20 protein-coding genes are annotated in these 23,219 nt (G+C 29.5%); 15 read left to right on the top strand and 5 right to left on the bottom strand.

Annotation, left to right across the window (positions count from 1 at the left end; genetic code table 11):
• The first annotated feature begins 864 nt into the window (after positions 1-864).
• The 7 genes from HX088_RS01920 (at position 865) to HX088_RS01890 (ending at position 7,054) form a co-directional block, all read left to right on the top strand.
• A complete protein-coding gene (locus HX088_RS01920; RefSeq protein ID WP_286483180.1) occupies positions 865-1,380 on the top strand; it encodes a hypothetical protein in 516 nt (171 codons plus the stop codon).
• Positions 1,381-1,460: 80 nt separating this feature from the next.
• Positions 1,461-1,895, top strand: coding sequence for a T6SS immunity protein Tdi1 domain-containing protein (locus tag HX088_RS01915; protein WP_286483179.1), 435 nt, complete (start codon positions 1,461-1,463; stop codon positions 1,893-1,895).
• Positions 1,896-2,337: 442 nt separating this feature from the next.
• The gene (locus HX088_RS01910) at positions 2,338-3,237 is read left to right on the top strand and encodes an Abi-alpha family protein (protein WP_286483177.1); all 900 of its coding nucleotides are present in this window, start codon (positions 2,338-2,340) and stop codon (positions 3,235-3,237) included.
• A 217-nt stretch (positions 3,238-3,454) separates the two neighbouring features.
• Positions 3,455-4,078 (top strand): SLATT domain-containing protein, encoded by a 624-nt coding sequence (locus HX088_RS01905; protein ID WP_286483175.1) that lies wholly within the window; start codon positions 3,455-3,457, stop codon positions 4,076-4,078.
• Entirely contained in the window at positions 4,026-5,312 is a 1,287-nt protein-coding gene (locus tag HX088_RS01900; RefSeq protein ID WP_286483173.1) for an SMODS domain-containing nucleotidyltransferase, read from the top strand. The genes HX088_RS01905 and HX088_RS01900 overlap by 53 nt, the downstream gene beginning before the upstream one ends.
• A 270-nt stretch (positions 5,313-5,582) precedes the next feature.
• Positions 5,583-6,611 (top strand): hypothetical protein, encoded by a 1,029-nt coding sequence (locus HX088_RS01895; RefSeq protein WP_286483171.1) that lies wholly within the window; start codon positions 5,583-5,585, stop codon positions 6,609-6,611.
• 257 nt (positions 6,612-6,868) lie between these two features.
• A complete protein-coding gene (locus HX088_RS01890) occupies positions 6,869-7,054 on the top strand; it encodes a hypothetical protein (protein ID WP_286483169.1) in 186 nt (61 codons plus the stop codon).
• A gap of 424 nt (positions 7,055-7,478) precedes the next feature.
• On the opposite strand, the gene HX088_RS01885 is transcribed toward HX088_RS01890, so the two are convergent.
• The 4 genes from HX088_RS01885 to HX088_RS01870 form a co-directional block, all read right to left on the bottom strand.
• Positions 7,479-10,313, bottom strand: coding sequence for a type I restriction endonuclease subunit R (locus HX088_RS01885; protein ID WP_286483167.1), 2,835 nt, complete (start codon positions 10,311-10,313; stop codon positions 7,479-7,481).
• Positions 10,314-10,325: 12 nt separating this feature from the next.
• Complete coding sequence (locus HX088_RS01880) at positions 10,326-11,558, bottom strand: restriction endonuclease subunit S (RefSeq protein ID WP_286483165.1); 1,233 nt, start codon at positions 11,556-11,558, stop codon at positions 10,326-10,328.
• 3 nt (positions 11,559-11,561) lie between these two features.
• On the bottom strand, positions 11,562-13,148 hold the full coding sequence (locus tag HX088_RS01875) for a type I restriction-modification system subunit M (RefSeq protein ID WP_286483163.1): 1,587 nt from the start codon (positions 13,146-13,148) through the stop codon (positions 11,562-11,564).
• Positions 13,149-13,242: 94 nt separating this feature from the next.
• Complete coding sequence (locus tag HX088_RS01870; protein WP_286483162.1) at positions 13,243-14,067, bottom strand: hypothetical protein; 825 nt, start codon at positions 14,065-14,067, stop codon at positions 13,243-13,245.
• Between the two features lie 261 nt (positions 14,068-14,328).
• Between HX088_RS01870 and HX088_RS01865 the strand changes: the two genes are divergently transcribed.
• The 7 genes from HX088_RS01865 to HX088_RS01835 all read left to right on the top strand — a co-directional run bounded on the left by HX088_RS01865 (position 14,329) and on the right by HX088_RS01835 (position 21,345).
• A complete protein-coding gene (locus HX088_RS01865) occupies positions 14,329-15,195 on the top strand; it encodes an urea transporter (protein ID WP_284583626.1) in 867 nt (288 codons plus the stop codon).
• A 348-nt stretch (positions 15,196-15,543) separates the two neighbouring features.
• Complete coding sequence (locus tag HX088_RS01860) at positions 15,544-16,761, top strand: hypothetical protein (protein ID WP_284583627.1); 1,218 nt, start codon at positions 15,544-15,546, stop codon at positions 16,759-16,761.
• A gap of 67 nt (positions 16,762-16,828) precedes the next feature.
• On the top strand, positions 16,829-17,224 hold the full coding sequence (locus HX088_RS01855) for a hypothetical protein (protein ID WP_284583628.1): 396 nt from the start codon (positions 16,829-16,831) through the stop codon (positions 17,222-17,224).
• Positions 17,225-17,233: 9 nt separating this feature from the next.
• Complete coding sequence (locus HX088_RS01850) at positions 17,234-17,971, top strand: CsgE family curli-type amyloid fiber assembly protein (protein WP_284583629.1); 738 nt, start codon at positions 17,234-17,236, stop codon at positions 17,969-17,971.
• Between the two features lie 45 nt (positions 17,972-18,016).
• Positions 18,017-18,394, top strand: coding sequence for a curli assembly protein CsgF (locus HX088_RS01845; protein ID WP_286483158.1), 378 nt, complete (start codon positions 18,017-18,019; stop codon positions 18,392-18,394).
• 16 nt (positions 18,395-18,410) lie between these two features.
• The gene (locus HX088_RS01840) at positions 18,411-19,814 is read left to right on the top strand and encodes a CsgG/HfaB family protein (protein ID WP_284583631.1); all 1,404 of its coding nucleotides are present in this window, start codon (positions 18,411-18,413) and stop codon (positions 19,812-19,814) included.
• Between the two features lie 46 nt (positions 19,815-19,860).
• Positions 19,861-21,345, top strand: coding sequence for a carboxypeptidase regulatory-like domain-containing protein (locus tag HX088_RS01835; protein WP_284583632.1), 1,485 nt, complete (start codon positions 19,861-19,863; stop codon positions 21,343-21,345).
• 51 nt (positions 21,346-21,396) lie between these two features.
• Here the strand turns inward: HX088_RS01835 and HX088_RS01830 are convergent, their stop codons facing one another.
• Positions 21,397-22,044 (bottom strand): response regulator, encoded by a 648-nt coding sequence (locus HX088_RS01830; RefSeq protein WP_284583633.1) that lies wholly within the window; start codon positions 22,042-22,044, stop codon positions 21,397-21,399.
• Between the two features lie 209 nt (positions 22,045-22,253).
• Between HX088_RS01830 and HX088_RS01825 the strand changes: the two genes are divergently transcribed.
• Complete coding sequence (locus tag HX088_RS01825; RefSeq protein ID WP_286483152.1) at positions 22,254-23,201, top strand: M20/M25/M40 family metallo-hydrolase; 948 nt, start codon at positions 22,254-22,256, stop codon at positions 23,199-23,201.
• The last annotated feature ends 18 nt before the right edge of the window (positions 23,202-23,219 follow it).

Below are 23,219 nucleotides of genomic sequence, written 5' to 3'. Positions count from 1 at the left end.
TTTCTTCTAACTTTTACCTTAATGCAAAAGTTACAAAACATCAAGTCTTTGATTTTCGACGGTCAAAATAAGTTTCAACCATTCAATGTTTTAAATCATTTGCTACGCAAACAGTAAAACATTTTAACCATTCTCTTCAACTTTTTGACACTCGCCTCCAAATCATATGATATTTTTTTAATCCTTTTTCAAATACATAATACATTGTACTTTTTACATAGTACAACTCTAAAATCTCAATTCTCATATCTAACATCTAATCTGTACATCATACATTTAACTCATTACTTACAACTTAAAACAGGTAGTAGCCCCAATAAATTTGGAAAATGGCAATAAAGGGTTTACTTTTAATGTGCGAAAAAAAGAGTATAACAGTTACTGTCAAAGTCTCATTACCGAGGCTCTGATAGAGAGCATGTAAAGAAAGGATAGCCCTTTGCTTTACGTTCCGTTAAATGTTATTAAAACGGAGTATTGTTCTTTAAAAGAATGGAAAAAACAAACAGACTTTGTCTGGTGGTTTTTTACGGATGAATGGTAATTGTTTCGTTCTCATTTTGTGTTGGGTTTTATTGAACGAGTCGAGATATGAAGAGGGGCGATTTCCTATCTTCAATTTAAATCGAGGTACGGCTAAGAACCTTTGACGAAATATCCGATAGAGAAAACCACCCCATAGAATGCAAATATACAAAATATGAGGTAGCGACAACCCTATTGGTCTTGCGTCATCTTAAATTAGCCGTTTTCGATAACAAGACTCGAGTTTAATAACTGTCGCTTAATTAATTATAGTCAAATATAGATAAATATTTTGTTACATGCAAATTTATATCTAATTAATTTAAAATAACATTAAAATTGAGTAGTAATAATAGAAAAGATAGATTAGTTTCACCTGTTTATAGAGAAAAGTTAGGTAAGTCTTTATTAAATAAGCGTATAGAATTAAACTATACTAGAAAAGATATTTCTATATTAACAACTATAACAGAAAACACAATTAATAGTATTGAAAAAGGTATAACTACCAATATAGATTATTACGTTGAATATGCAAAAGCTGTTCAGTACCCGTTAGAAACATTATTAGATTTTAAAATTCCTCTTAAACCTCTAAATGAATTACCAAAAGATAGGATAGAATCTTTAAAATTGACATCAAAAATTAGAGAGCATATAGTAAATACAAACTTTCTTAATAAAGGTAAAACTGTTGCTGAAATAAAAGAGGAGTTAGTTCGGTTGAAATTAGTACCAAAAGAAATAACTTCTGTTGCTATTGCTGGTGTTATGAGGAACTTAAAAAACGATGAGTTGGTCAGTTCAGAAGAAACAACAGGTAGAAAGGCTATTTATATAAAGCCTAAGAACTAATTATAATACCATAATGAGTTTGAAGCTAGTATATTCAATTTTGTTATTAGTATGTTAGCTTTATTTTTTTACTTCACTATATGCTTGAAATTATTAACAATAAATGGGAATGGCTAAATATTAAATTTATTAAAATCATTGATGAAAATGACTTTGGTAATTTAATTTTATTAAATAATGATAAATCTATTTGGAGAATTTGTCCTGAAGAATTACAATGTGAAAAAATTTCTGAAAGTCTAGAAGAGTTTCTAGAAATTCAAAAAACTGAGGAATTTATCGAAGATTGGAATCTTAATTTTTTAAAAACTGATGCAATAAGAAAATTTGGTGAACTAAGTGAAAATGAGAAATTCACGCTTATAAAACCTGCTGTGTTAGGTGGTAAATATGAATTAGAGAATATTATAAAAATATCTTTTAATAAATTAATTGAATTTTCTTCAGATTTAGCATTTCAAATTAAAGATTTACAAGATGGTCAAAAAATAACTTTTAATATAAATTACTCATAATATCTAAGCTTCTTTATTCTATAAAATAATATATTGTAAAACTATTAAGAATAAGTATTTATGATTTAATAGAACCAACTAATTGGGGAAATGAAAAATCTAATACCTATGAGGAGTTTGTAAAAAAAGTAAAAGATATTAAGTAATTAAAAACTTATATTTAAAAACAATATACTAAATTAGTAGTATTAACTAGTAAGCATGGTTAAAGTTAGTAATAGTACTCTGGAGTTAATTTTAGGTTTGTCTAACTCCAGAGTATTTTATTTTACATAAATACATCAGATAAATATAAACATAGGGTTCTATATAGAACCCTATGCTTATTTACACAATAATGGTTATAAATTAGTTTTGTTTGTATATTTGTTATTTAAACGAATCTAAATCTATTGTAATTTCTTAAAAAAACAATATTAGCTACACATACTTAATAAAACTTATGGATAATAATTATAATATTAAATCTTCTACAATTGAAAAAGGTTTAGAAATTGCTAAAGATTTTGTAGATAAACTAATAACGCCTGCAGTAGAAGAAACTGGCTTATTAATAAAAGATCAAATTACTATGTGGCGTTTTAAAAATCAAATTAAAATTTTAAATAATGCTAAATCATATTGTGATAAACATAATATTGAACCTAAAAAAATATCCCTTAAAGTGTTATCACCTCTTTTAGAATATTCAAGTCTTGAAGAGGAAAATTATATGCAAGATAAATGGTCAATATTATTATCAAACCTTATAGATTCAGAACAAAATATTGAAAATCACGTATTTCCTTATATATTAAGTCAACTTTCAAGTGATGAATTTCAACCTTTAGAAGATGTTTATGAAATATGTATTTCAAGAAGAGAAAATTTAACAAAAGAACTTTTAAATTTCAAAGAAACTAAAATCAAACGATTAGATGAATATAATTTAGAGATTAAACGTCTTAATACTCTTATTGAAGAGAATAAAAAAAGTAAAATACAAGGATGGAATAAAGAATTGTGGGATTTAGAAGGTCAAAAAAGAAAACTTGAAATTGAAATTAAAAATTTAGATTCCGAAGAAAATAAACTTTTATATTCAATAAAAAAACATGAAGAAATTCCAGATGGATTTTTAAAAAATTATGAAATTTCCAACCTTACTCGTTTAGGATTAATTAAAGAAATTAAAGAATTTTATGCCGAGAGTCAAGTTTTAGAAATTCCTTTAGATAAAGATGAATATTCATATTCTAGCTACACTAATGTTGATTTAGATATAGATATGGAATCATTTACAGAAATTATACTAACTGAATTAGGTGAGTTATTTTTCAAAGCTTGTAAGGAAAAAAAATAAATACGTTAGCTAACATATCATTTTGCAAAAAACGGTCAGAAAGTAAACTTTAAGCCTATTTTTTTCTCATCACAAAATTGCTCTTATTTCAATTTATTTCTTAAATTTATTAAAATAAAGAGCAATTTGCTACGTTTGTGAATCCTTGAACTAAAGTTCTTCGAATTCCCGCACTTCGCAAAGCCTTTTCCGTTATAGGCAATAATTAACCAAGACTGTGGATAAATCAAATTTTCTAAATACAATTGCCCAAAAAGGCTATGACATTGGGTTTGGGGCAAAGAAGAATTTTGCCTCTTTTGATATTATAAATAAATTGCCAACTTGGGTTGGTTTTATTTCCTTAGCTATTGGTATTATTCAAATAGCATATGAAAATATTCCTTTGAATAAAGAATTATCAATTCTTTTGATTTTTGTAGGTATTGCAATAATTTATATTGAACCTTTTAAAAATGATACAGAAAAATTTGAAAAAGAAGGTGTAAGATTAACTCGTTTGTTTAATAAAATGAGGGATTTATATTATTCAGTTGAAAATGATAATAACTACAATTACTTTAATTACGAAAATCAATATCAAACAATATTAAATGATTTTTATAGTAATAATATAAGCAAACAAGTTTTTATGTCACAATGGTTTGCTCATTATAAATTTTTTTATGAACTACAAATTGATTGGGTTGATAAAGAATTAAAATTTAAATTCTTTAGAGATAAAGTTCCAAATTCATTGAAATCAACACTTTTTATAATTCTTCTTTTAATAATACTAATCATAATTTATGGATATAGAGCAGACATTTCAAGATTTTTCGAACAATTTAATTGTAAATAATCAAGAAAGTATTGAAAATAGATTTGGTTTAATTACTCAACGTTTAAATGAAGATTTTCACGGAATTAAATCAAAAACAGAAAATGGTGTATATGTTGGAAGCTATGGTCGTGATACGGCTATAAATGGAGTAAGTGACCTTGATATGATTTTTATTTTACCTGATTACTTGTATACACAATATAATAACAGACAGGGCAACAAACAAAGTCAATTATTACAAGACGTAAGAAATTCAATCTACAAAACTTATACAAATTCAAAGGTAAGAGGAGATGGACAAGTTGTGGTTATTCAGTTTACTAATGATCATATTGAAGTTTGTCCTTGCTTTTTAGAATCAGATGGTAGTTTTACATATCCTGACTCTAATAATGGTGGGAGTTGGAAGAAAACAAATCCTTCTCCTGAAGCACAAGAAATTTCAAGCTATAATAACAAATGTAAAGGCAATTTAATTTTACTTTGTAGATATGTAAGAGCTTGGAAAAATAAATGTGGTGTAAAAATCGGTGGCTTATTGATAGATACTTTAGTATATAATTTTTTCAAGTCAAATAGTAAATATGAAGCTTATAACTATGATAAACACGATTTACTTGTAAGAGACTTTTTTGAATTTTTAAAAAACCTTGATGACGACAGAAAGTATTGGTATGCACCAGGAAGTAATCAACACGTCTACAAGAAAAATTCTAATTTCAAATCAAAAGCTAAAAAAGCATTGAAAAATGTTGAAAAAGCGATTGAAAAGAATAACAATAAAACTGTTTATGAAATTTGGAGAAAAGTATTTGGTAAAGCATTTCCTTACCCTCAATCTATTAAGGAGTCTAGTTATAATTATTCAAACGAAGAGGAATATATTGAGGATAAATATTCTTTGAATATTTCTAATACCCTACGCATTGATTGTATAGTTTCTCAGGCAGGTTTTAGAACAGAATTATTAAGACAAGTAAGATTTTTAAGAAAAAAGAAAGAACTAATATTCTTCATAGATAAAACAGATGTACAACATCCATATGAAGTATTTTGGAAAGTTAAAAACGAAGGAGAGATAGCTAAACAAAGGAATTGTTTAAGAGGTCAAATCATCTCACCAAATAAAGACCAAAATAGAAGAAAAGAGAATTCAAACTTTGAAGGAGCACATTTTGTAGAGTGTTATATAATAAAAGATGGATTCTGTGTTGCAAGAGATAGAATTGATGTTCCGATAAGTGATCAATAATTACTGCCTATAACATCGGTAACTGTTGCGCAACTCTATTTTTAGTCATAAAAACACAAAATAGTATAAATAATAACCTCTTTAGAAGCTTTTTTAGGGAGGTTTTTGTTTTTTACGTAAAACCGTAATTTATTGTAAGATAGTTATTGTATGTTTGGAATAATATAACGAAATGTAGATATAGTTGTTTTTTTTTACAAAAATTTTATATTATTTACTTCGTAAATTACTATATTAGATATACAAACTGTTTAAATAATCGTAACCTAAATGGATATTTCAAAACATTTTGCACTTCTTGAAGAATTAGAAACATCGAATAAGTTAATACGACTTGGTTTTGGCGAATTACAAAACCTTAATATTTCTAATAGCTTTTATTTTTTACCATTTCAACTATTATCACAAGGATTTGAAAGATTAATGAAAGCTTATATTTGTATTGCTTTCTATGAAAGAAACGACACTTTACCTGATTTTAAATACATTATAAAACTAGGTCACGATTTAGATAAACTTTTGACTGAAATAATTGAAAATTACTATTATGACTATAGTAGAATACAATATAAATGTGATAAAGAGTTTTTGACAAATAATAAGGATTTTCTACATTTATTGCACATAATCTCTGAATTTGGTAAACACGCACGCTATTACAATTTCGATGTCATAACAGATAGTAACAAGCCAAGTATCAATACGATTGAAGAATGGCAGAATTATGAAAATGAATTAATAAAAAAACTAGAAATTTCTCCTGAAAAAATTCTAAGTCTTGATAGTAATGTAAATAACGAAGTGTATTATGAAATTTCAAGACACATTATTATAATCTTTGAAAGATTTGTTTCCGCTCTTTCGAGACAAATAATTTTTGGAAAATTAGGTCAAATTGGAAAACAATTGACCACAAGCAATATTTTTGATTTTGGTTTATTATATGATAAAGATTTTGGCAACACAGATTATAGAAAAATAACTACCAAATACTCTGAAACGCCAAAAAGAGTACATAAAAGAACTATTTTAGACGACTTAGAAAGACGTGTAAATCCAAATTACAAATCTAAAGTTATCAAAAAAGAAGATTTCAAAGAAGATTGGCCATTTTATAGTAATGAGGTTACCGTAGAATGCCGACACAAACATTGGTGCATAATAACAATTGATAGTTATGACTATTCATTAAATGGCTCTGCAAAAGGAAGGTATAAGTTAGAAAACCCACATGATGCTGGAATGGCAATAATAGGAAAAAGTCTTTCTGAGTTTATAAAAATTGCCAGAGAACTTTAAAGTCCAGCCACTAATATGGGTAAATCTTGCACAACTTCAATTTTTGGTACAAAAACACAAAATAGTAACCTCTTTAGAAGCAATTTTAGGGAGGTTTTTCGTTTTTGCGGGAAACCGTAGTTTATTGTGAGATGGTTGTTGTATGTTTGGAATAATATTACGAAATATAGATATAGCTGATTTTTTTACAAAACTAAAGCTATAGTTGTTTAGTGAAAAAACAATGTTATGGGAAAGCTTAAAATAACACCTTAAAAATGGACCTTTTACCAAAGTTTTTAAAAGATATCATTGATAATTTTAATTTAGAGCAAGTTGTTTTATGGATTAAAGAGATATTTATATTCTTATTTAAACCTCAAAAATTTGTCACATTATTTTACCAACAGTCAATTAAAAAAACAGATAAATCAATTAATATTTTATACAGGGTTGAATGTTAAAAAAGACTTCCGATTTTAGTTGTAATTACTTCGGTAAATATACCAAGATTTGAAATCAATTCACAACATTGCTAAACTTCAAGATGAGATCGAGCAAATTGTTGATATTCTTTTCGCCATTTATAAAGTAAAGAAACTTTTATACCAAGCTCTCACGCTAGCTCTGATAAATTACTTCTATCATTACTTAATTCTACTGCTCTTATTTTAAAAGCGGTGTCATAGATTTTCATCCTTGTTTCATGTGATAAATTTAAGATTTTAGTCTTAACTTCAACTGAAAGCTAAGTTAGTATATCCAATATTTTAACCAACTACAATTGGAAAACATTCCGAAAACTAAATTAATGTAGATAATGTAAAAAATGTACGTTTTAAAAAAACCTCATCAGATTATTTTGATGAGGTTTTTTGTTTATTTTTTTTATCTCAAAAATCTATCAGCAAAGTAATTTACTTTATATATTAATCGTTCACCTATTGTTCTACGCTCTCTAAACGATGGTTTTTCTTTCAAGGTTTCAACCAATTCATTGTTAGTGGGAAATCTCCCTGAAAACATATAAGATTCCATTGCTTCTTCTAATCTATTTTCGTTGATATTTTCTTCCTCTACAAGGTATTTGAACTCTTTTACCTTCTCTGTGTTAATAAAATCGCTAAACGCTTCTGTAACGTCTTCATTTTGTTCTAAGATTGGCAGTTGCTCAATTATAAACTTTTCTATTAAATCTCGTTTATTTCTTAAAACAGGGTCATTATCAACCATTGATAAAATTTCTGACTGACGTTTTTTCTTGGTTTCTGTTTCAATTTCTTCTTCTTCTAAGTTGGCTAACAAACGTAAAATATAATCTACGTTTACAATATCCTTATGAATCAACTCTAAATGAAAATCAACTTCGTTTAAAATTGAATCTTTATTAGGTGCGTTTTCTGCTTCACGTTTTAAATCTTGGTACTTAGAACTGTAGTTATTAAACGCTTGTTCATCTATAACTAAATCTGCAAAGTTAAAATCTGCATAGGTATCCATACGGTTTTTTAACCTCAATAATTCTCTAAACGCTTTTACAAATTGTAATTTTTGAGTTTCTGAATAAAAATCATCAACGCTTTGATAAGTTGGAGCAATTACTAAAAGTGTTGCTACTGCTTCATTAAATTGGTCAATATAATCTTCTAAAGGTGGTACAATAATAACTTCTTTAGCTTCTCTATTAGAAAACAATTCAATTGCATCATCAGTTGCTTTTTTAAGGTTTCTAAAAACAACAATTTGCCCGTAGGGTTTATTCTCTCCTTTTAATCGGTTTGTACGTGAATAAGCCTGAATTAAGCCATGATATTTTAAATTCTTATCAACATACAAGGTATTTAAGTTTGGCGAATCAAAACCCGTTAAAAACATATTTACAACAAATAAAATATCAATTTCTTTTTCTCTTACTCGTTTTGCTACGTTCTTGTAATAATCGTTAAACGATTTGCTGTCTTTTGTTGAATAGCTTGTACCAAATTCCTTATTGTATTCTTCTATGTATTTATCTAAAACATCTCTTGTATGAATATCAACTTTTGCATTGCTGAAGTCTAAATTTTCTTCAGGAATTTCTCCTGATTTATCTTCATTGGCATCTTCATTTGCTGTATAACTAAAGATGGTTGCAATTTTTAAATCGTGTTTTCCTTCGTTTTTTAGCTTTCTGAATAAATCAAAATACTTAATTAATGTTTTGGTATTACTAATGCAAAACATCGCTGTAAAGCCTTTGTTTTTTGCTTTAGTGTCGTGGTTGTTTATAATGTAATCGGCTATTTTCTCAATACGTTCATCACTTTCAAAAAGTTCTTTGGTATCAATAGCTTCTACTTCAATATCTAAATTGTTTTTAGACGTTTCTTTGTATTTATATCTTCCAACATATTCTATAGCAAAAGGCAGTACATTATTATCATTGATTGCATCGGTAATAACGTAATCGTGCAAACGTTCGCCAAACAAATCGGTTGTTAATTTCTTAACTCCGTTTCTTGAATGTGCATTTTCAGTTAAAATTGGTGTTCCCGTAAAACCAAACATTTGATGATTTTTAAAGAACTTTACAATTCTTTGATGTGTATCGCCAAATTGTGAACGGTGGCATTCATCAAAAATAAAAACCACTTTTTTATCCGCTAAGTCATTCATTACTTTTGTATGTTTTTCTTTGCTGATAGCGGTGTTTAATTTCTGAATGGTGGTTACAATTAGTTTAGTATTTACATCGGCAAATTGTTGTACTAATTTCCTAGTATTATCTGTAGAATCTACAGAACCAGGACTAAACTCGTTAAATTCTCTTGATGTTTGATAATCTAAATCGGTTCTATCTACACAAAAAACAACCTTATCTACCTTTGGTAGTTTAGATAAAATTTGACTTGCTTTAAATGAAGTCAGCGTTTTCCCTGAACCCGTTGTATGCCATATATAACCGTTGGTAGTGCTGTTTTTTACTTTATCAATTATTTTTTCTACCGCATAATATTGGTACGGACGTAAAACCATAATTTGTTTATTGCCTTCGTGTAAAACAATATAACGTGTGATCATTTTACTTACATGACATTTATCTAAAAATGTATTGGTAAAATCTTCTAAATCAGAAATACGTTTGTTTTTCTCATCAGTCCAATAGAACGTAAATTTAAAATCTTGTTCTTTGCTGTAGGTATAATATTTTGTATTTGTTCCGTTACTTATCACATACAATTGCACGTACTGAAACAACCCTAAACCTGCACCGTAACTATGTTTATGATACCTCAACACTTGGTTAAACGCTTCTTTAATTTCTAAACCGCGTTTTTTTAATTCGATTTGTACCAATGGCAAACCGTTGATTAAAATAGTAACATCGTAACGGTTTTCGTACTTGCCGTGCATGGTTACTTGGTGAGTTACTTGGTATTCGTTTTGACACCAATGCTCCATGTTTAAGAAATCGACGTAAACAGTTTCGTTTTCATCGTTTTTAAACGAAAACTTATCTCGTAAAACCTTTGCTTTATCAAACGGATTTAAAGCTTTGGTTAAATGATTTAAGATTTGCTTAAATTCTGAATCTGAGTATGTAGTATGATTAAACTTTTCTAGTTGTTTTTTTAGGTTGACAACTAAATCATCTTCGTTAGTAATGGTTACACGCTCGTAACCATTGCTAACCAATTGTTGAATCATTTTATTTTCTAGTGCTTGTTCTGATTGGGTGGTCATAAGTTGTATTATTTACACAAACATTTGTTGTAACAATCCTTTTTTATACGTTTCGGTTTTTGTTATTTGGTTTTCTACAGTTTCTATTTGTTTATCTATTGCCGATAAAAAGTTAGCGATTTTAGTTTGTTCTTCTAATGATGGAATTGAAATCTTTAATATTTTTAAATGATTTGGATAAATATGAATGACTGAACTTCCTTGAGCTAATGAAGCAATTTGTTGCTTACAATGATTATTCAAATAATAAGCTAAAAAAATTCCATTATGATTACTTCTAAAAATATTAATATCGCCACCTAAAGCAACATTATCTTTTTGAACGCAAGATGCAGTTGAAATATCAATTGCTGTTTCACCAGAGGCTGGTATTATAACATCATTTTGTTTAGAAAATATTAAATTTTCTTTACTTAAATTAGTTTTTGAAAATACATTATAAATGATTTCATTATATCTTGTATATAATTCTCCATATCTAATGCATTCTATTAATCCATCTTCACTAATATCAGATTTTGAAATATTTTTCCCTTTTAAGAACACTCCAACCTCTCCCAAAGTATTCTCTTCCCAATCAGGGAAATCGTTTCCGTTGTCGTCTTTAAAGCGGATTTGTTGCAAAAACAATTGTTGCATTGTTCCTTTTTTGTAAAGGTTTAGTTTTTCTTTCTTTTGGTTAAGAATATCCAACTGTTTATCTACTGATCCTAAAAAATCAGCGATTTTGGTTTGTTCTTGTATTTCAGTACAAAAGAATTTTGTTTTTTTCGCATTATCAATTGTGTATGTTCCAACGGTCGTTGCAGAAGCATTATTTAATATTTGAGAAAGTAAAAATCTTGTTTTAAAGTTATAATTAAAGAATAAAGAATTTATATTCTTTACTTTATTAAACCATAAAACATTTCCATCTTTTATATAAAATGGATTATTATTAGTTACAACATAACTAATACCTAATGTTCCAACACCACTGATAAGTAAATCTCCTATTTTTGGAACTCCATATTTAGATTTTAAATCGTTATAATGTTCTTCTGAAATAAATATTTCGTTTTCAATTTTTTCGTTTTTAGATAACTTAACCAATTCACGCGTTCTATAGAATGGAATTCCTTCGGTCTTCCAATCTTCTTGCTTTACTCTTTTGCTTGAACCTACTTTAAAAAAATCTGAAATAAAGTACATTTTCCATTCTTCTTTAAACTCAGGAAATCTCAATTTTGGTTGTAAATTTTCCATTGCTTAAAAAGGTGTTTTTATATTAAGTTGTTTACAAAAATCTGTAATAGTTTGTTGGTTGGTTTGTAAATCTATATCCAACTGTTTTATATCTTCTGCAATCGCATTTATATCAATCGCATCTTCTTCTTCAAACGTATCTACATAACGCGGTATGTTTAGGTTGTACTCGTTATTGCGTACCTCGTTAAGCGTTGCTAAGTAAGAAAACTTATCGACAGTTGTTCTGTTTTTGTATGTTTCTACAATGGCATTAATATGCTCGGGCAATAAAACGTTTTGGTTGCCTTGTTTTTCAAAACCTTTGCTTGCATCTATAAACAAAATATTTTCGCTGTCTTTTCGGCATTTTTTTAATACCAAAATACAAGTGGCTATACCTGTACCAAAAAAGATATTGGCAGGTAAGCCAATTACGGCATCAATAGCGTTTAATTCTTCAATAAAATGTTTACGAATTTTTTCTTCTGTACTTCCTCTAAACAAAACGCCATGTGGTAATACGGTTGCCATAGTTCCGTTATCAGCTAAATGATGAAACATATGTTGCACAAAGGCAAAATCTGCTTTTCCTTTTGGTGCTAATGCTCCGAATTGCGAAAAACGTTCGTCGTCCATAAACAACGGATTGGCACTCCAATTGGCAGAAAATGGTGGGTTGGCAACAATGGCTTCAAATTGTTGTTCTTTGTGCTGAGGTCGCTCTAATGTATCATCGTTTTTAATATCAAATTTTAAATACGATACATCGTGCAAAATCATGTTCATTCGAGCCAAGTTGTACGTTGTTCTGTTCATTTCTTGCCCGTAAAACTGCCCAACCTCATTTACTTGTTTCGCTACACGCAAAAGCAAAGAACCCGAACCACACGTTGGGTCGTAAACCGATTTTAGTTTGGTTTTATCGGCCGTTACAAGTTGTGCTAAAATGGTAGAAACTTGTTGAGGTGTATAAAATTCGCCTGCTTTTTGTCCAGCACCTTCGGCAAATTTACCAATCAAATATTCGTACGCATCGCCTAAAACATCAGATTCGGTATTGGCTAAATCAAAATCAATTTCGTTTAAGGCATTCATTATTTTAGATATGGTTTGGTTACGCTCTAATGGTGTTTTACCTATTTTTTGCGAGTTTAAATCAATATCATAAAATAAGTTATCAAAATCATCTTGCGATTCTGTTCCAAGTGTAGAACGTTCTATATTACGCAAAACTTTTTCTAAATCTTCTAAGATAAAAACATCAATGCTTTCTTCATTTTCATCTTCTGCTTTTGCATTTCCTTTTTTAGCTAAAGACGAAAACAATTCAGAAGGTTTTAAGAAATAACCAACCTTTTCTACTAAAATTGCTTTTAGTTCTTCTAAATCAGCATCGCCTTGCGTTGTTCCTTCTTCTATATCAAAATAGGTAATTCCATCAGGTGCTAAAACTTCATTTACTTCTGTTAGTATTTTTTCTGAAAGGTATTTGTAAAAAATAAATCCCAAGATATAATCTTGAAATTGATTCGCATTCATTTTACCACGTAGTATATTAGCAATATCCCATAGCTTGCCTTCTAGGATTCGTTTTTGTTCTTCTGACATTGTATTGTTGTTATTATTGCCTAAAGGTATTGTTTTTAAGAATGAAATGAAAAGGGAAAAAAGTAAAATTCAACTTTTGTGAAAAGTATATGATTTAAAATTTTACTTCATATTGATAATTTGCATCATTTTTATCTTTGTAATACAAGTAAAAAGCATCTTCAGTAAAATAAGCAACTCTAAACTTCATCTCTTTTTTATCTAAATTCCCTAAAATGTAAATCCCAGTATTTTCTTTTAAAACTTCTTTTATCGTAAACGTTTTTTTAGCTTTGATTTCTGAATACTCCATACTACTTGTACCTAATCTATATTCCTTTACAACATCAAAAGTCATTTTATCAGATAGCTTAGATTTAAAAGCATTAAAATCTAAAACTGAGTTAGAATAGGCAACACCAGTTAAAATAGTTTCAGTTGTACTACCTGCTTGCCAATATCCTCCCATTTTATTACCTTCTGTATTTTGATGAGCTAAATAAACAACATTTGCTCCCATCATAGCTGCTTGAATTTTAATTTTATTATAGGCTCTATTTCTTACTTTCTCCATACTCGAAAAAGTACTTCCTCCTTTTGCTTTTGCACCTATATCAGCAAGTTTGAATAAACCTTTAACTTCTGATTCTACATTTGAAATTGTTACTTTTTCAAAATCTTGAATTGAGTTTACTTTATTAAAAGCTGAACCTTCATTAAAAATCTGTACTCGACCACTTTTAAGAACTATTTTTTGAATTGTATTTTTATAAGAAGTATTGATTAAATCTTCATTCGGGTAAGTATATTTAACTGCATCTTCTGTAATTTCTTTGACATTTACAGCCAATCTTTCGTTGTTAGAATAAATTGTATCTAATTGACAAAATGCAGTTGTGCTGATTAATAAAGTTGATAAAAGTAAAAGTTTATTTTTCATATAGTAAAATTCTAAATATTAGTAATTTACAAAATTAATAAAAAAACAATAATCTATATTACGGAAAACCTTATTATAAATGTTAAAATATACCAAGATTTGAAATCAATTCACAACTTCTACACCTCAGTTTTATGCTCAACCTCAACTTTAATGTTATGGACAAAGTGAATTTTTCCGCTTAACTTTGGCTTTTTCTGCTTTAAAAACAGTTGTAGTTTAGTAGAATGGTATAGTTGAAAGAAGTTAGTTATAGAATAAATGGGATATAAATTAGGAACAAGGTTTCCTTTTGTTGATCAAGTTTTGAAAGGCATAGGGCAAATCATGTTACAAGAAAATAGTGGTACTGGATTATTATTTTTGATTGGTATTTTTTTGGGTAGTACAATAGGAGGTATAGGGGTGTTGATGGCAACATGTGTTGGGACTATTACAGCGATTATATTGAAGTACAATTCAGAAGAAATAAATGCAGGATTATATGGTTTTAGTGCGGCTTTGGTAGGTGTTGGTTTAACTGTTTTGTTTGAGTCTACTTTTCTTTTATGGGTTTTATTAGTTGTTTTTTCTGCTTTGGCTACGGTTATTCAGCATTTTTTTAATCAAAGAAATATAGCAGGATATACCTTTCCGTTTATCATCTTAACTTGGGTTTTAATATATGGTATTCATCATTTTACGTCTATAAAACCTCTTGTTTCAAGTGAGGATTCCCTTATGTTGGCTGTCAATCAATTTCTTGTTCCGACAAATAGCTTTGGTGAGGTGATTTTTCAGTCTAATCCGTTATCTGGTATCCTTTTTTTTGTTGCTGTTTTTGTTGGTACTCCAATTGCGGCTTTGTATGGTGTAGCAGCTTCGGTTTTTAGTGCAATTTTCGCATTTTATCTTGGTGCTCCATTGGATCAAATTTTGATGGGATTGTTTGGTTTTAATGCTGTATTGACTTCGATTGTATTTGCAGGGAATAAAAAAATAGATGGATTATGGGTGTTAATTGGTGTTGTAATAACTGTATTGCTTCAAATTTTGTTCATCCAATCTGCTATTTTTAGTGAGTTTGGTGGCGTTCTGACTTTTCCTTTTGTACTTGGAATATGGATAACCTTATTTTTAAAATACTGATTTGTAAAGTTTTATCCTTTTAAACCATAATTTAACTGTAATGCTAAAGGTTTTTTGTTTTATGCACCTTGAACTTTTGCCGAAATATTAGAACAAGAAATAGGCTTAAAAGAACAATTTTTTGAGCATAATTATTCTGCGAATGGAAAGTTTTTAGTTTCTATAGCATTGATTTTTCAAAATAAGCGAACTAAATAAATTAAATTTAAGGGTGTTTTCCAGTTTATAGGTAAACAATGAATGGTGTTGTAACTGAAAACGGTGAAGTTTTAAATTAGCTAATTAAGTGATAAATAATGTTTTATAATATTCTAATTTTATAACACTAACAAATTTATATTTTAAGTTATGAAAAAAATCACTTTATCTTTTATTGCAGCTTTCGCGGCGACAGTTGCATTCGGACAGTTTAACCAAGATGTTACAGTCCAATTAGGAATTTCTAATGAAGCTCATGTAGACCAGGTAGGAATAGCAAATAGTAATTCAATATTACAAGACGGATTAATGAATTACGCTGACGTGGATCAATACGGAATATTGAATTCGAATAGCACAACAAGTTTAGGCGCACTTAATCGTTCACTTGTCAATCAAGTTGGTTTTGCAAATTCTAATACTACTTATCAATTAGGAGCTGGAAATTTAGCTGATGTGGATCAATTGGGATTATTTAATGTATCTAACCAAGCACAGTTTGGGATTTTAAACCAAGCTTATGTTATGCAAATAGGGATAGGAAATACAGCTAATCAATTACAAGTAGGAGTTGGAAATATAGCTGGTTCTTATCAAATGGGATTAGGAAATGTTTCGAATCAATCTCAATTTGGAAATAGTAATATTGCACTTAACTCTCAGATTGGAGCTTTTAATACTTCTTCTCAATTACAATCTGGAAATAGTAATATTGGTGTAGACATTCAGAATGGAGGTTTTAATACTTCTTCGCAATCTCAAACAGGAAATGGAAACTTAGCTTGGAACGATCAAGATGGTTACTTTAATACTTCCTCTCAAACTCAAATGGGAAATGGAAATAGTGCAGTTAATGAACAAGAAGGTTTCTTTAATACTTCAACTCAAATCCAATTAGGGAATAGTAATATGGCTGAAAATAGCCAATTAGGATGGGCAAATAGTTCGTATCAATTACAAATGGGAGATAACAACAGTGCATCGAATGACCAAATCGGAGTTTTGAACTCAACAAGTCAAGTTCAATGGGGTAGTTGGAATGATGCAGATGTTGTACAAGTAGGAGCTTTAAATAAAGCAACTCAACTACAGATTGGTGCACTTAACTCTGCAAGTTCAACACAATGGGGTACAAGTAATACATCTGAACAAACTCAAGTTGGGTTATTAAATACTGCGAATGGATTCCAATGGGGTGACGATAATATGTTAATACAATCTCAGTTAGGCGTTTTTAATACAGCAAATGATATTCAAATAGGAACTTCAAATACAGCAATAATTACACAAACTGGTTTAGGGCATAACCACACAGGTCTTCAAATTGGGGCAGGTAATATGATGGTTGTTAATCAATCAAATCTGTAAAGTCAATAGGTGTTAATGTTAGGGAAAGGTCAATACAGATCTTTCCCTTTATTAAATGAATTGAGGTATGAAAAAAGTAGATTGTATTCTTTTTTTCTTATTCATAAAATTAAGTCTAATGGCGCAAGATTTTGAAGCAGTAAATTCAAATACGGTATTAGATTTTATTTCAAAATCAGAAGAAAATAATTTTAGTGGATATTATAGTAACATCTACCAAATAGGAAACGATAATTTGGTAAATGTACTGATGCAAAATTCAGCTATTTCTATTCAACAAGAAGGTAATCAAAATAGTTTGTTTTTCAACTCAGGTCATACGAACGGCATTTATAATTCACTGGATATTTATATGAGAGGAAATTATAATCGGATTGAAGTTACAGGTGTAAATTCAATTTCGAATGGAATGAGCATTGAATTATTTGGGAATAACAAAACCGTCATCATTAATAACAGATAATCCTACAAAATGAAAAAAACAGTGTATTTATTTGTCCTATTTCTTATAAATTTAGCCTCAGCTCAGCAAATCAATATTCAACCATCTATTGAGGTTAGTGAGGTAGAAAATATGCTGTCGCTAAAAGCTTTTGTCTTAAATAATGATGAAGTTCTTCACGATTTAAATTATTTATTAGTCGCGATAAAGAAAAATGGAAGTTCTAATTTTTCTACGAATAAACAAGAAGGTCAATTTGTTATAGCAGCTTTTGAAAAGAAGCATCTTTCAGAAATAAGATTAAACATTAGCAAAGGAGATCAAATAAAATCGTATTTATTTATCAGAGATGAAATAAAAAATGAATTGATAGCGAAGGATTCGATTCTACTAAATTATGATGATAAAAGTTTGAGAACAACAAATGGATCAAATCCTGAAGCATCGTTTCTGAAAGAAGAATTTGTTCTTAAAGGTGTAGTAATCGACCAAACGAAGACCAAATTTGGACGAGATTTTTTTGATTCATTTTATTCTGCTTATAATTTAATGAATGAGAAGTTTCCTTTTATTGTCACGATAACAGAAACGCCATCAATAGGAAGAACGTCCATTATACAAATAGAAGATCGAGATAAATTGTTACACAGTTTTAGAGTAGAACCTAAAGAAGAGTATGTAAAAATGCAGGTTGACTATACTTTGAAGCGATTAAATCAATACAACAATGAATTAAAATTTATAAAAGAGCAATTATCTGCTCCATAAAAACTAACGACAATGAAAAACTTTATTCTTTTTACAGTCCTATTTATGGGCTCCTATATCAATGCGCAGCAGTTGGTATACAAACCAATTAACTCCGCCTTTGGGGGCGATAATTATAACTACAGTTGGCTGTTAAATTCAGCAAATGCTCAGAATCAATTCAAAATAGATTCAGGGTTTAATAATTTCAAACCGAATACTGCAGTAGGCAGTTTTGAGGATAATTTGCATCGACAATTATTAAACAAACTTACCACAGGATTAACTGGAACAGGTTATAACGAGGAAGGATTTGAACCGGGTGTATATAATCTCGGAAATTTATATGTCACTATAAAGGATTATTTTGGAGGAGTAAATATCAGTGTTATTGACACAAAAACTGGTGAACAAACTACTATCAATTTACCCAATTCGTACTAAGTAAAAAAAGAAAAAAATGTATAAACTAATATGTAACCGAAGAACAATACATTTCTCTCTTGCTTTTTTAATCATTCTATTTCTGAGCAGTTGTCATGCCTTATTAAATGCACCAACAGAAAAAGAAAATTCAACATTAGGTGAAGTAACTCCCTATACAAAAAAGTTAAAATCTTTACCTAATCCAAGAGAAAAAGTAGTTGTGGCTGTTTACAAATTTAAAGATCAAACAGGACAATATAAACCATCAGAATTTAATGCGAACTGGAGTACAGCAATTCCACAAGGAACAACTTCTATTTTATTAAAAGCATTAGAAGATTCGAAATGGTTTACAACAATTGAGAGAGAAAATATTAGTGATTTGTTAAATGAGAGACAAATCATTAAATCAACACGACAAGAATATGCTGCTTATCAAGCAGAAGAAGATAAAAAAACAACTAATCAGGTGCTTCCGCCACTTTTATTTGCTGGAATTATACTTGAGGGTGGTATTGTATCCTATGATTCTAACGTAATGACAGGAGGAGCAGGTGCCAGGTATTTTGGTGTCGGAGGAAATACAGAATATAGACAAGATCGGATAAGTGTGTATCTAAGAGCTGTTTCTACAAATAATGGTAAAATTTTGAAAACGGTTTATACCTCAAAGACCATTTTGTCACAAAGTGTAAGTGGAGGTTTTTTTAGGTATGTGGATGTAGAAAGATTACTTGAAGCGGAAATAGGAATTACGAAGAACGAGCCCGTTCATTTGGCAGTTAAAGAAGCAATAGAAAAAGCTGTTTATGATTTAATTATACAAGGAGCAAAAGACGATTTATGGAAAGTTGAGCAAAATAAGAAAACGGAATTTGAAGAGATTGTAGCCTCAGCTGCAGTAGAAGATTCAATTAATAATTTTAGAGTAGATAATAGAATTTTAAAACCAAGACGAGGAACCTTTGCGATTTTTGGAAATTTTACAGGAAATTCAATTCAAGGAGATTATCGCAATAGCGAGATTAAACCAGGTTTAACAGTAGGCGCAAAATATTTTTTCACAAAGAATATTAATTTCGGGGCAAGTTTCACAAAGTCTTCTTTGAAAAATTCAGCAATTTTTTATGAAAAGTTTACGATTGTTGATTTAAATCTTGAGTACATTTTTTTACCAGAAGACAATTTATCTCCATTTGTATACGGAGGTGTAGGTATGATTACTCCCGAGAAAATAAACAAAGATCCAAAAGGAAAAGCGAATGTAGGAGCAGGTTTTGAATATATGCCCATTCCATCACTTGGTATTCGAGCTTTTGGAGAATATGATTTTGGTTTCAATGATGATTGGGATAATTATGTGGGTGGAAATCGAAAAGACAATAAAATTGTATTTGGAGGTGGATTAAGCTTCTATTTTGGTCGTAAGAAACAATAAACTCAATTGAATCATGAAAAATTATAAAAAAATACTATTCCTTTTTTTGAAAACACTCCTTCTATGTTTCCTTTTTTTACAATGTAGCGAAGATTATGTTGAAGGCTCTGAAAAAGGTGTTATAAAAGGGATTGTGGTGAAACACAATACCAACGAACCTTTGGCAAATGTCAAAATATCAACTGCTCCAACAACGAGTACGATTTTTACAGCCAACGATGGTAGCTTCGAAATTAAAGATGTTCCTATTGGTGATTATTCTGTTAAAGCAGAATTGCAAGGCTATATAATGGAAGTACAAGGTGCTAATATTGTAGAATTTGGTCAAAACGTAAGTTTGGTTTTTGAGATGAAGGACGATAACGCATTAAATAGTCCGCCAAGTGTTCCTGTTCTTTTAACTCCAGCTGATAATGCTACTGATTTGGGGTTAAATGTAAATGTAACATGGAATTGTACTGATTCGGACGATGATGAAATTACCTACAAAGTAATTTTAAAGAACAATAAAAATAGCAATGTAGAAGTATTTGAAGACATAAAAGAACAAAATTTTACGTTTGAAAATTTAAGTTTTGGAACAAGTTATTTTTGGCAAGTTGTGGCAACTGATGAAATTAACGAAGAAGTGTACAGCAGTACGAACAAATTTACGACAAGTGCTATTCCACCAAATAGAATTCATTTTGTACGCTTATTTGATGAAAATCATGTCATCTATTCAACAGATGAAGAAGGAGATCATTTCAAATTCACACAAGAGTCAGTAAATTCATTTCGTCCAAGAAAAAATAATTCGGCAGGACTTGTTTCTTTTATGCGAATGGTTGAAGGAAATGTACATTTATTTACAGCCAAATTAGATGGATCTAATGTTTTCAAAGTAACTGAAATTCCTTTAGCAGGTTTTAATAACAATGAAATTGACTATGCGTGGAGTGCAAATGGTAGTGAATTTATTTATCCAAATTACAACAAATTATATCGAATAAACAAAGATGGAAGTGGCACACAATTAATCTATACAACAAGCGACAATAGCTACATTACAGAATGTGCTTGGAGCAATGACGGATCTAAAATTGTTTTAAAAACGAACAATATAGAAGGGTATAATGTTAAGATATTTGTAATAGATCTTATGGGAAATACCATAAAAACTATATTAGAAAATGTAACTGGCGCAGCAGGAGGATTGGATATTTCTGTAGATGGTTCAAAAATATTATACGCAAGAGATGTTTCTGGTTTCGAGAGTTACAATTATCGTCAATTGAGAACGCATTTGTTCATATATAATCTAAATACTGATACTGTAGAGGATATATCAGAATTATCAGAAATACCAAACGGGTTTATAGATGTTGACCCTAGATTTTCTCCCAACGAAGCAGAGGTAATATTTACTCAAACTTCCAACGATGGAATTTCTAGAAAAGATATTTATAAAATTTCTTTGAGTCAAGACAATCAAGGTAATTTCAAAAGAACCTTATTGTTTGAAAATGCTTGGATGCCCGATTGGGAGTAGGTTACATCGTTAGTTAAGAATCCCTTCAGTAGTTTAACTGAAGGGATTTATTTATTCGATTAAATCATGTTTTATAGCAAATTTAATTAATCCAATAGAATTTTTAATTTGCAATTTTTGAAAGATTCTTTTTCGATGCGTTTCCACAGTATTAAAACTAATAAAAAGTTTACTGGATATTTCTTTACTGTTGTATCCATCACAGATAAGCTGTATCACCTCCAACTCTCTATTCGTAATACTATCTAATACATCACCTAAATTCTTATATCCGGTTTTGTTTTCGTTACTGAAATTTTGAATGATCCGATTTTTCAAATCTTCACCCATATAAGATTCGCCTTTAGAGATACATTGTATAGCCTCAATTAGCGATTTTGTTTCGTTGTGTTTTTCTAAAAAACCATTAATACCTAATTTGAAAAGTTCGGCTACTTTTTTTATTCTATTATCGCCAGTTAAAATAAGTATTTTAACAGAATCGTGGTGTTTTTTTATTGTTTTAATTAAATCAATAGCATCATCATTATTGAAGGTTATTTCGGTAATGATTAAATCAACTTCATTTCTACTCAACCAGAGGATTGCCTCATTGATATTCGTAGAATACCCTATAATTTGATAGTTTCTTCGCTTATGTAGTAGTGAGATTAATCCATCAATAACAATTTGATGTTGGTCTAAAATAAAAATTTTCATAAGTGAGTTTGGTTAGTCACATAAAAATACGTAAAAATTCTTAATTAATTGAAAATAATAGTTTAAAATGAAAGTAATTAGTTAAAAATTATTTATAACTCACATTTATTCGGTAGTGTATAGAGACGAGTTGATGTTAAATTATTATACATTCATTTGAGTTGATTGTTTAAATAAAGGTTTATTTTTGGGAATCGTTAAACTCATATATGAAAAATATAATAGTCCTTCTTTCTTTGATTGTTGCAACTAAATCTTATGCACAAGTTATCGAAGTAAAGAATCTTAAAAAGCACATTTATTACTTTGCCGATGATAAAATGAAAGGTAGAGGAACGGGAAGTGATGAAAATTTGAAAGCTGCAAAGTACATTGCCAAAGAATTCAAAAAATATAAACTACAACCGTTAGGAGAAGATGTTTATTTTCAGGGATTTGATGCAAAAGTGAGAAAAGTAAAAGTGGTGGATAGTATTCGCTCCGCTAAAAATGTAATTGGTTTTTTAGATAACAAGGCGAAAAAAACGATAGTAATTGGTGCACATTATGATCATTTGGGCGAAGGAAAACAAGGAAGTTCGTTAGCGAAAGACAGTTATGGAATTATTCACAATGGTGCTGATGACAATGCTTCGGGAGTAGCAGGTTTGTTAGAACTTGCGCGAGTGTATAGTAAAAATAAAATTACAGAACCTGTTAATTTTTTATTCATTGCTTTCGGTGCTGAAGAGTTAGGTTTGGTAGGTTCTCGACATTTTGTCAAACATCCGACGTATGATTTAACTAAAATTCATTGGATGTTGAACATGGATATGATTGGTCGTTTGAACAAAGAAACAGGTGTTTCGATTATAGGTTATGGAACTTCGCCAACTTTTGAAACAATTTTCAATGAGATTGATTCCACGAATTATGTCAAATTTTATACAGGATACGAGGGGAGAGGTGGATCGGATCAAACTTCTTTTTACGAAAAAGATATACCTGTTTTGTTTTTTCATACGGGTGGACACGATGATTATCACAAACCAACTGATGACGCAGAAAAAATTGACTATACTTCCTTAAAAGCTATTTTATTGCTTGAAAAAGCTGTAATCGAAGGAAGTTTCAAAATAGAGGAAATGCCTTTTCGAAGTACAGATAAAAAAGAATAGAAAAAAAAACGAGCGATA

Source organism: Empedobacter sp. 225-1, assembly GCF_030328185.1.
Taxonomy (GTDB): Bacteria; Bacteroidota; Bacteroidia; order Flavobacteriales; family Weeksellaceae; genus Empedobacter; species Empedobacter stercoris.
The sequence above is the reverse complement of the archived record's forward strand: the minus strand, read 5'-3'. Positions and strand labels throughout refer to the sequence as shown.

Excerpts from the sequence above, each read along its gene's own strand:
- HX088_RS01825 (WP_286483152.1), top strand. The coding sequence starts at position 22,254 with ATGAAAAATATAATAGTCCTTCTTTCTTTGATTGTTGCAACTAAATCT.
- HX088_RS01880 (WP_286483165.1), bottom strand. The coding sequence starts at position 11,558 with ATGGAAAATTTACAACCAAAATTGAGATTTCCTGAGTTTAAAGAAGAA.
- HX088_RS01900 (WP_286483173.1), top strand. The coding sequence starts at position 4,026 with ATGGATATAGAGCAGACATTTCAAGATTTTTCGAACAATTTAATTGTA.
- HX088_RS01860 (WP_284583627.1), top strand. The coding sequence starts at position 15,544 with ATGAAAAAAATCACTTTATCTTTTATTGCAGCTTTCGCGGCGACAGTT.
- HX088_RS01855 (WP_284583628.1), top strand. The coding sequence starts at position 16,829 with ATGAAAAAAGTAGATTGTATTCTTTTTTTCTTATTCATAAAATTAAGT.
- HX088_RS01840 (WP_284583631.1), top strand. The coding sequence starts at position 18,411 with ATGTATAAACTAATATGTAACCGAAGAACAATACATTTCTCTCTTGCT.
- HX088_RS01910 (WP_286483177.1), top strand. The coding sequence starts at position 2,338 with ATGGATAATAATTATAATATTAAATCTTCTACAATTGAAAAAGGTTTA.
- HX088_RS01890 (WP_286483169.1), top strand. The coding sequence starts at position 6,869 with ATGGACCTTTTACCAAAGTTTTTAAAAGATATCATTGATAATTTTAAT.
- HX088_RS01875 (WP_286483163.1), bottom strand. The coding sequence starts at position 13,148 with ATGTCAGAAGAACAAAAACGAATCCTAGAAGGCAAGCTATGGGATATT.
- HX088_RS01845 (WP_286483158.1), top strand. The coding sequence starts at position 18,017 with ATGGGCTCCTATATCAATGCGCAGCAGTTGGTATACAAACCAATTAAC.
- HX088_RS01885 (WP_286483167.1), bottom strand. The coding sequence starts at position 10,313 with ATGACCACCCAATCAGAACAAGCACTAGAAAATAAAATGATTCAACAA.
- HX088_RS01830 (WP_284583633.1), bottom strand. The coding sequence starts at position 22,044 with ATGAAAATTTTTATTTTAGACCAACATCAAATTGTTATTGATGGATTA.
- HX088_RS01895 (WP_286483171.1), top strand. The coding sequence starts at position 5,583 with ATGGATATTTCAAAACATTTTGCACTTCTTGAAGAATTAGAAACATCG.
- HX088_RS01915 (WP_286483179.1), top strand. The coding sequence starts at position 1,461 with ATGCTTGAAATTATTAACAATAAATGGGAATGGCTAAATATTAAATTT.
- HX088_RS01870 (WP_286483162.1), bottom strand. The coding sequence starts at position 14,067 with ATGAAAAATAAACTTTTACTTTTATCAACTTTATTAATCAGCACAACT.
- HX088_RS01850 (WP_284583629.1), top strand. The coding sequence starts at position 17,234 with ATGAAAAAAACAGTGTATTTATTTGTCCTATTTCTTATAAATTTAGCC.
- HX088_RS01865 (WP_284583626.1), top strand. The coding sequence starts at position 14,329 with ATGGGATATAAATTAGGAACAAGGTTTCCTTTTGTTGATCAAGTTTTG.